Here is a 3,508-nt window from a genome sequence, read left to right as displayed (position 1 = left end):
ATTTGTTTATGATTGCTTTATTTGGTTTTCAATGTTCGTGACGGCTTTGTGTTCCGCCATGTAAATAAACATAAAGCATATTCTAAGGTTTGTAAAGTATTTTAACAACAGATTAACTGATAGAAGCTATAAGTCTACTTTATCAATATGAAGAAAACTGCATAAAGAGGTAAGAATGCACAAAAAAGTAGGTAAAGCCTGGAAGCGAGTCGCCTTCAGGCATGGAAATATTAAGATACAGACTTTTGCTGGCTAGGTATCATAATGAGAGCCCAATAGGGAACTTCAGCGGGCTCGACATCTGTGATCGCCCGAATTCGCTGATTAGGCATAGTTGCGCGTTCTATATACAGTGCTCGATCGAACTGTCCCAACTCAATCAGCACGTCCCGGACTTTGGCAAAATGCCTCCCCAGCTTAATAATCACAGCAGCATCAACAACCGCCAGTCGATCGCGCAAAACCTCAGCATCCAGCGTCGCAGGCATAATACTTAACACATCGTTACGATAAGTCAGCGGCACTCCCAACGCAGCCGCACTCGCCATTGTCGAAGAAATTCCCGGCACAACTTCAGTGGTAAATGTCCCCGACAAACGGTTGAATAGATACATAAACGAGCCGTAGAGAAAAGGTTCGCCCTCACATAGCACAGCCACATCCTGTCCCTGGCTCAGATGTGCGGCAATTTTCTCGGCAGCAATATCATAATAAGGTTGAGACGATCGCGTCGGACTAAAAGGCAACGGCATCGGAATCTCAATTTGCTCCGGGCGCAGATAATCTGCGACGATCGCCCGCGCCAGCACCTTACCATTTTCCATCGCCGGATAGGCAATCACCGGCACCGATCGCAAAATCCGATAAGCTTTCAATGTGATCAATTCTGGATCGCCAGGGCCAATACCCAAACCGTACAATTTACCAGTAACCTTAGTCATAATTCATCCTTTTTCGCTAACGCATTCACGGCCGCCGTTGCCATTGCACTGCCACCGCGCCGCCCGTGCAACGTAATAAATGGCACTCCCCGACTGTTGGCGGCCAGTTCGGCTTTGGATTCGGCGGCCCCGACAAATCCTACGGGGAAACCCAGAATTAAAGCCGGTTTGGGTGCTCCGGCATCCAGCATTTCCAGTAGTCGGAACAAAGCAGTCGGGGCATTGCCAATTGCCACAACCGCACCCTGCAAGTTGTCCAGCCATAAATCAAGCGCCGCGGCCGATCGAGTATTTCCCATTTGCCGCGCTAACTCAGGAATCTCGGAATGCCAGAGGGTGCAAATCACAGGATTGTCAGTGGGAAGGCGTTTGCGAGTGATGCCTTCGGCCACCATCCGGGCATCGCACAGAATCGGCGCGCCTGCGGAGAGGGCTTGGCGCCCGCAGGTGGCTGCACCGGGGGAAGCTGCTAAATCTGCAACAATATCGGTCATGCCGCAACTGTGAATTAGTCGCACGGCTACCGATTCTAAATCGGGCGGCAAGCTTGACAAATCTGCTTCGGCTCGAATTGTGGCGAAGGATTTGGTGTAGATTTCTGTTCCGTCTCGAATGTAGTCAATCATTGTTTAAAACTGCTATGGGAATTTTGTGGGATTTTTGAAATAGATTTTTTGAATGAACTGCGAAGGCGGGAAGGAAGCGAAGGAAGAAATATCAAGAGAGATAGAAAGAGAAGTGATTAAAAATTGTCAGTTTTAATCGGATATTTTTTTACTTGAAATTCCCATTTTCGGTGCTGAACAACTCCTGCAATTGGTCGATCGCCTGCAGATCGACAAACTCACCCAATGACTCCCCAGGCTCTCGAAACCGCTGATACACTCGCAACATTCGCTCGATCGCATCGGGCGTCTCGATCGCACTCACCGCCTGAAAAATTTGTCGTCCGAAGGGCAAATCTTTTCTACCCGCATAAATGTCGTAACCTTCGATCGTCTCGTCTCCTCGCTCAATCTGAATTCCTACAAGCGTGATATCAATGGGCTGGTGCTGGGCGCAGGACTTTTGGCAACCGCTGAAATGAATGTTAATCGGCACGTCGATCGTCAATTTTTGCGTTAAATCCCTCACCATTGCTAGGGCGTGACTTTGAGTATCTGTCGCCGCCGACGCACAGCCACTGCTGCCGGCACAAGCCACCAAGCACGAATCTAGGCAAGTCGCCGACGAGTGCAATCCCAAATCGGCGACTTGCTGTTTTACCTCAAAAAGCTGGGAGTTGGGGATATCAGAAATCAGCAGATTTTGCCACGGCGTAAGCCTCATGGTACCCCTGGCTAGCTTTTGGGCTAAATTCGCCAAATTCCCCAGTTGCTTTGATTCTAGCCTACCGAGAGGCAGTGCAATTCCCATATAAGAGAAACCCGACTGTCGCTGAGGATGAATGCCGAGATGTCGGTGATGGGGGAGGGATTTTTCAGATGAGGCATCTTGCCTGTTTTTGGGAAAGGTGCAAGATGTGAATTGCCATAAAAATGGTAAGTTCTGCTGTACCTTTTCTAGATAACTATCAGCGCCCCAATCTGCCAGCAGGTGACGCAAACGCGGCTTTTTGCCATCAATTCGAGGTCGATTTTTTGTGTATTCAAGATAGGCGCTAGCGAGGGTGGCTAATACTGAAATACATTGCGATTCTTGGATTAAAATTCCTGTATCACCGTTTAAATACAGCCGAAAAAGGATTTCTGACTGGGTTGAACGCCCTTCAGCAGCTAATAAAATATCGTTGCGTAAAGCCTGGATCGAAACCGATTCCCCGCCGTCGAAGCCAATACTGAACTTAGGCGAAAGTTCCGACAATTCGGGATGTGTTTGCAGATAATCATCCCAAGCTTTGACTAGCGGGCGAGTATCCAGTAACTGCTGGCGATCGATCCCTGCTGTCGGGCTTGCCATAATATTGCGAATCGGGTCAACTTCAACGCGGCGAGACGCTATCCCCAATTCCTGCAAGCGGTTCCAGACTTCGGGGGCAATTTCCGAGTTCACTTCTCGGATTTGCAAATTTGCCCGATTTGTCACTTGCAAACAGCCGGTACTGTATTGATCGGCCAAATCGGCGATCGTCCGACACTGCTGCGCGTTTAAAATTCCCCCCGGAATCCGCATTCTCGATAAAACTCCGTCTCGGGCTTGGGAACCGTAAAATAAACCCGGACAAGTCGGCAAATCAGTCAAAGCTAACAAATAATCTCCTCCCCGTGCTACGCAGGGAATCCAAAAGTAAACGCCCACAAAGCGCCCCCGAAATCGGCATTCTGACTTTTACAGTTGCGGCACAGCGCCGGAATTGCACCGGACTTTCCCGCTTTCAGGTTTTAGAAAGGTATCACGAGCTGACCCACAGAAAGCAAAACCCTCAACTTTCTTAACAAAACCCCTGGCGATGGCGTCGGGCCCCGCAAGCTACGGCCATCTCTCTCCTTACATCAGCTTTCCTAATCGCAGTCATCAGTTTAACTGTCGCTAAACCCCTTTACAAACGTTAACAACACCGTTAATAA

3 protein-coding genes and 1 riboswitch are annotated in these 3,508 nt (G+C 49.0%); all 3 genes read right to left on the bottom strand.

The features are described from left to right. Window positions 1-230: 230 nt before the first annotated feature. Window positions 231-941, bottom strand: coding sequence for a precorrin-2 C(20)-methyltransferase (locus tag QUA38_RS28030; RefSeq protein ID WP_333167660.1), 711 nt, complete (start codon window positions 939-941; stop codon window positions 231-233). Then, on the bottom strand, window positions 938-1,567 hold the full coding sequence (locus QUA38_RS28025) for a precorrin-8X methylmutase (protein WP_333167658.1): 630 nt from the start codon (window positions 1,565-1,567) through the stop codon (window positions 938-940). Before QUA38_RS28025 ends, QUA38_RS28030 begins: the two co-directional genes overlap by 4 nt. Before the next feature lie 148 nt (window positions 1,568-1,715). Continuing rightward, entirely contained in the window at window positions 1,716-3,239 is a 1,524-nt protein-coding gene (cobG, locus tag QUA38_RS28020; RefSeq protein WP_333167657.1) for a precorrin-3B synthase, read from the bottom strand. Between the two features lie 8 nt (window positions 3,240-3,247). Beyond that, window positions 3,248-3,327: riboswitch (adenosylcobalamin-variant (AdoCbl-variant) riboswitch) on the bottom strand. Window positions 3,328-3,508: the final 181 nt, after the last annotated feature.

The organism is Microcoleus sp. Pol12B4 (assembly GCF_036701385.1).
GTDB lineage: Bacteria > Cyanobacteriota > Cyanobacteriia > Cyanobacteriales > Microcoleaceae > Microcoleus.
The sequence above is the reverse complement of the archived record's forward strand: the minus strand, read 5'-3'. Positions and strand labels throughout refer to the sequence as shown.